The 5,478-nt window shown below is 62.0% G+C and carries 4 protein-coding genes; all 4 read right to left on the bottom strand.

What is annotated here, in order from left to right; all coding sequences use genetic code 11:
• Positions 1 to 1,317 (bottom strand): alpha-amylase family glycosyl hydrolase (locus tag EOA28_RS23535; RefSeq protein ID WP_128315327.1); only part of this gene is annotated, 1,317 nt, incomplete at its 3' end.
• Between the two features lie 4 nt (positions 1,318 to 1,321).
• Positions 1,322 to 2,476: a carbohydrate ABC transporter permease gene (locus tag EOA28_RS23530; RefSeq protein WP_127252608.1), complete on the bottom strand. Its 1,155-nt coding sequence runs from the start codon at positions 2,474 to 2,476 to the stop codon at positions 1,322 to 1,324.
• Between the two features lies 1 nt (position 2,477).
• Positions 2,478 to 3,491: a sugar ABC transporter permease gene (locus EOA28_RS23525; RefSeq protein WP_126079921.1), complete on the bottom strand. Its 1,014-nt coding sequence runs from the start codon at positions 3,489 to 3,491 to the stop codon at positions 2,478 to 2,480.
• A gap of 191 nt (positions 3,492 to 3,682) precedes the next feature.
• On the bottom strand, positions 3,683 to 5,038 hold the full coding sequence (locus EOA28_RS23520) for an ABC transporter substrate-binding protein (protein ID WP_126063161.1): 1,356 nt from the start codon (positions 5,036 to 5,038) through the stop codon (positions 3,683 to 3,685).
• Positions 5,039 to 5,478: the final 440 nt, after the last annotated feature.

The raw sequence follows: 5,478 nt of genomic DNA, 5'->3' as shown, positions 1-5,478 counted from the left end.
GCCAAGAATGGCGGCTTCTCGACCGCCATTCTTGGCCGCGGCCTCCCACACCATCGGCGTGCGGCAGCCGTCGCGGCCCTTGAACTCCGGCCAGAAGCGGATGCCATAGGGGTCCTGCAGGTCCTCGAACTTCAGCTCCGCTTCGCCAAGGCCGAGTTCCTCGCCCTGGTAGATGCATACCGAGCCGCGCAGCGACATCAGAAGCGCCGAGATCACCTTCAGATAGGCGGTCGGGTCCGTCTCGTTGGCGGCCCAGCGCGAGGCGACCCGCATCACGTCATGGTTGGAGAAAGCCCAGCACGACCAGCCGTCGCTGGCGACCCGGCCGAAGGCCTCCAGCACCGCGCGCACTTTCGCCGCGCTGATCTTTTCCGGCGCCAGGAAGTCGAAGGAATAGCACATGTGCACGCGCTTGCCGTCGGCGGTGTAGGCGGCGACCACTTCCAGGCCGCGCTGAGAGTCACCGACCTCGCCGACGGCGGCCTGTGCCGGATATTCGTCCAGAAGCGCGCGGAAGCGCTCGAGGAAGCCGAGATTTTCCGGCCGACTCTTGTCGTAGATATGGTCCTGGTAGTTGTAGGGATTGACCGCGGGTGCGGTCTGGTCGTTGCGCTGTTCCGGCGGCAGCGGCGGATTGTCCTCCAGCCCCTGGCTGTGGAAATAGAAGTTGATCGTGTCGAGCCGAAAACCGTCGACCCCGCGTTCCAGCCAGAAGCGGGTGATGTCGAGCAGCGCGTCCTGGACTTCTCCATTGTGGAAGTTGAGGTCGGGCTGTTCGGCCAGGAAATTATGCATGTAATATTGCTGGCGGCTGGTGTCCCACTGCCAGGCCGAGCCGCCGAAGATCGACAGCCAGTTGTTGGGCGGCGTGCCGTCCGGCTTGGCGTCGGCCCACACATACCAGTCAGCCTTTGGATTGCTGCGGCTGGAGCGGCTTTCCTTGAACCACGGGTGGATGTCGGCGGTGTGCGACAGCACCTCGTCGATCATCACCTTGAGGCCCAAGCGATGGGCCTCCGCCACCAGCGCGTCGAAATCGGCGAGCGTGCCGAACATCGGGTCGACATCGCAGTAATCCGAGACGTCATAGCCGAAATCCTTCATCGGCGATTTGAAGAAGGGCGAGATCCAGATGGCGTCGACGCCGAGCGAAGCGATGTAGGGCAGACGCTGAACGATGCCCTTCAGATCGCCGATGCCGTCGTCGTTGGAGTCCTGGTAGGAGCGCGGATAGATCTGATAGATCACCGCGCCCCGCCACCAGTCGCGGTCGATCGCAGGGTCTGGTCTCGAAGTCGCCTTCAAAGCCGATTGCATGTCTTCAACCTCCTTTCACCGAGCCGGCAAGCAGCCCGCGGACGAAATAGCGTTGCAGCGAGAAGAACACGATCAGCGGCACGATGATGGTGATGAATGCCGATGTCGTGAGGATCTCCCAATTGCCGCCGCGTGAGCCGAGCAGCGCGTTGAGCTTGGCCGTCAGCACGATCTGATCGGGCGCCGTGCCGAGGAAAACCATCGCCACCAGCAGATCGTTCCATACCCATAGGAACTGGAAGATGGCGAAGGAGGCAAGCACCGGGAACGACAGCGGCAGCACGATCTTGACGAAGATCTCGAAATCGCTGGCGCCGTCGATGCGCGCCGATTCCATGATCTCGCGCGGCAGGCCGGCGATGTAGCTCCTCAGCAGATAGATGGCGAAAGGCAGGCCGAAGCCGGTATGCGCCAGCCAGATGCCGAGATAGGTCTTGGACGGCACGCCGAAGAAGGTGCCGACGCCGTTATAGAGCTTGAGCAGCGGGATGAGCGACATCTGCAGCGGCACGACCAGCAGGCCGATGATGACGGCAATCAGCACCGCCCGGCCGGGAAAGCGCATCCAGGCGAGCGCATAGGCCGCGAAGGCCGCGATCAGGATGGGGATGATCGTTGCCGGAATGGTCACCGTCAGCGAGTTCATGAACGAGCGGCCGATGCCTTCGGAAAAAAGCACCGCATCGTAGTTCTCGGCGGTGAATTTCGGCGGCGCCGAGGAGGCGTAATAGACGCGCTGGCCGCGATCGCCTTCGAATGCCTGCGGCGAGGCGAGCACGAAGCTGCCATCCGCGTTCACCTGCAAGGTGACGCCGTCGCCAAGATCAGCCGCCGTGCCGGCCTTGTATTGCGTCGGCGCCGCCGCCTTGACGCCAAACGCGCTGATGTCGCGCTTGGCGCCGTCGCCGAAGACGTTGCCTTCGATGACATATTTGCCGTCCTTCTGCGTCTGCGCCGAGGCGGCCGGCAGCCGCCCGGCCTCGGTCTGGCTGGAGCTGGCGAAGGAATTCCACCAGCCCGATGCGATGATCTGGTCCTTGTCGCGCAGCGACGAGACGAGAATGCCGAGCGTGGGGATGGTCCAGATGACGACGAAGACCAGCACGGCGATATGAACGCCGAAGCGGCTGACGAACGACTTTCCGGTGGACGCGGCCATCTCAATGCCCTCCCGTCTCTTTGTTGGCCTGGCGGATGTTCCAGACCATGATCGGGATGACCGCGATCATGATGATGATGGCGATGGTCGCGCCGCGGCCGAAATCGCCGCCGCCGCGGAACATCCAGTCGAACATCAGATTGGCCAGCACCTGGCTGTTCCATTGGCCGTTGGTCATGGTCAGCACGATGTCGAACACTTTCAGCACCAGGATGGTGATGGTGGTCCACACCACCGCGATCGTGCCCCAGATCTGCGGCACCATGATTTTCCAGAAGATCTGGAACGGGTTGGCGCCGTCGATGACCGCAGCCTCGAGCGTCTCTTCCGGGATGCCGCGCAGCGCCGACGACAGGATGACCATCGCAAACCCTGTCTGGATCCAGATCAGGATCACCATGAGGAAGAAATTGTTCCAGAACGGCAGCGATATCCACACCTGCGGCTGGCCGCCGAAATACTGGATGATGGCGTTGAGCAGGCCGATCTGCACCTGGCCCTCGCCGCGGTACTCGTAGATGAACTTCCATATCACGCTGGCGCCGACGAAGGAGATGGCGAGCGGCAGGAAGATCAGGCTCTTGGCGATCGTGCCCCACCAGATCTTGTCGGTGAGCACGGCTATGATCAGCCCGAGGAAGGTGCAGGCCGCCGGCACCACCGCCAGCCACAGGATGTTGTTGAGGATCGAGTTGCGGAAATCGTGGTCGCCGAACGCCCACTCGTAATTGGCGAGGCCGACGAAATTCTCGCCGCCGCGATCGAGGAAGGAGAGCCGCAGCGTCTCGATCACCGGGTAGATCAGATAGATGGTGAGGATGATCATCGCCGGGCCGACGAACAGCCAGGGCCGCACCAGGCCCTGGCGGCGCAGATTGTCGACGGCTGCCGCGCCTGAGACGCCGCGCGACGGGAAAACGAGATCGAGCAGTTTGTTGGCGCCCCAGAAATAGGCGACACAGCCGCCGACGCCGATGATGATGACGAATATGGCCGAGAAAATCTGAGCCGCCATGGGTCCCTCTCCCTGCGCATGACCGGCCAGCCGGGGCTGGCGGTCGGATGCACCGATTTTCGGTTTTTCGGAACGATCGAAACGCGAAGGCTTCCGGCGTGGACCGCCGGTCGAATCCGGGCCGTAGCCCGGATCCTGGTGGAGGATGAGGAAAATATCAGGCCGCGCGCGGCGGCCTGTTTGCCGGATGACTACTTGATGGCATCCCAGCTTTTCTGGATGTCGGCGGCGACGTCCTGCGCGGACTTACCGCCGACCAGGTCGATCATGCCGGTCCAGAACGAGCCCGCGCCGACCTTGCCGGGCATCAGGTCGGAGCCGTCGAACCGCACCGTCGTGGCTCCAACGAGGATCTCGCCCTGCTTCTTCAGCGCGTCGCTGCCATAGGCGTCCTTGTTGGCCGCCTTGAACGGGGTGACGAAGCTCTTCTGCGCCATCCACAATTCATGCGCGAGCGGCATCTGCAGGAACTTGATGAACTCGCGCGAGGCTTTGGAGTCCTTGGTGATCATCACCAGCGTTCCGGCCACTTCCAGCGGCGTGCCCAGCTCCGGCTTGGAGGCGTAGGGCGGATAGGGGAAGAAGTCCGCATCCTGGCCGAGCTTCACGTTCTCCGGGAAGAAGGAAGGAATGAACGACGCCTGATGGTGCATGTAGCACTTGGGCGGCACGGTGAAGAGGCCCTTCGGACTGTCGCGGAAGTCCGTCGCCGCGACCGCCTTGGCGCCGCCGTCCACCATCTTGTCGTCGGTGGCGATCTTGCCGAAGATGTCGATGGCGTTGACCACGGCCGGGTCGGTGAACGGGATTTCGTTCTTCGTCCACTTGTCGTAGACTTCCGGCGGCTGCGTGCGCAGCATGATGTCCTCGACCCAGTCGGTCGCCGGCCAGCCCGTGGCGCCGCCCGAACCCAGCCCGATGCACCATGGCTTGCCGCCGTCGGCGACGATCTTCTTTTCGAGATCAGCGAGCTCTTCCTGGGTCTTCGGCACCTTGTAGCCGGCCTCATCGAAATTATCCGGCGAGTACCAGACCAGGCCCTTCACGTCGATCTTGTAGGGGAAGGCATAGAAGCCGGGCTTGCCGTCCTTGCCCGTATAGGTGCCGAGCTTGGCCCAGGAGTCGCCGGCGGCATAGTTTTCCTTGATCCAGGCGGCGACGTCGTCGCCCAGCGGGGTCAGCACGCCCTTGGAGGCGAGATCCTGGATCAGGCCAGGCTGCGGCAGGACGGCGATGTTGGGCGGGCTGCCGGCCTGGGTGTCGATGACGATCTGCTGCTCATAATTCTCGGATGAGGAATATTTGACCTCGGCGCCGGTCGCTTCCTGGAAATAGTCGAGGACCGAGCGCACAAGCGTCTCGTCCTCGCCGCGCCAGGGTCCGAAGATCGTCAGCGTCTCGCCCTTGAGGTCGACCTTCTTGAGGTCGTCGTAGTTCGCCCAGTGGAATTTCGAATCCTCGCCCGGCTTGAACTTCAGTTCGGCATGTGCCGGCAGGCCAAGGGTGAGCGCAGCGAACGCGGCACCCAAGAGAAGCATTTTCTTCATCGCAGTCCTCCCAGTGTTGAGACAGTTCGGACGAAACCTCCATTTCATCCGCAACGCCCACGGAACTGTGACTCAGCGAGAAGGCAACCGCAACCTTTCGAAGAGTGTTCCAAAGCGCTTTGGCTAACTTGATCTCGCCATTGAATCGTCATGAAGTCAAGAGGCTCGTGTTGCTAATCGATTTAAAAAAGGCCGAATGCTTGAAGAAAGTGCAGTGCAGCAAGCTTTTTTGGCGCTGCAGCAGCAATTTTGGCTTCAAACACGGTCGATGCGCCTCTAAGCTCACCTCGTCTGGCGATTGCGCCAGCCATCATCGGGTCGATTAAAATTGAAAGCGCTTTGAGGCTGGAGGCCTCCGATGAACCTCAAGCAACTGTCGCACATGCTGTCGCTTTCGCAGACCACGGTCAGTCGGGCATTGAACGGCTACCCCGAGGTCA

Origin of the sequence: Mesorhizobium sp. M2A.F.Ca.ET.067.02.1.1, from assembly GCF_004023285.1 — a bacterium.
Classification (GTDB): domain Bacteria; phylum Pseudomonadota; class Alphaproteobacteria; order Rhizobiales; family Rhizobiaceae; genus Mesorhizobium.
Note: the sequence above shows the minus strand (reverse complement) of the source record. Positions and strands in the feature narration are given on the sequence as shown.

What these genes read in the sequence shown, in the direction of transcription:
- EOA28_RS23530 (WP_127252608.1), bottom strand. Translation starts at nt 2,476, where the DNA reads ATGGCCGCGTCCACCGGAAAGTCGTTCGTCAGCCGCTTCGGCGTTCAT.
- EOA28_RS23525 (WP_126079921.1), bottom strand. Translation starts at nt 3,491, where the DNA reads ATGGCGGCTCAGATTTTCTCGGCCATATTCGTCATCATCATCGGCGTC.
- EOA28_RS23520 (WP_126063161.1), bottom strand. Translation starts at nt 5,038, where the DNA reads ATGAAGAAAATGCTTCTCTTGGGTGCCGCGTTCGCTGCGCTCACCCTT.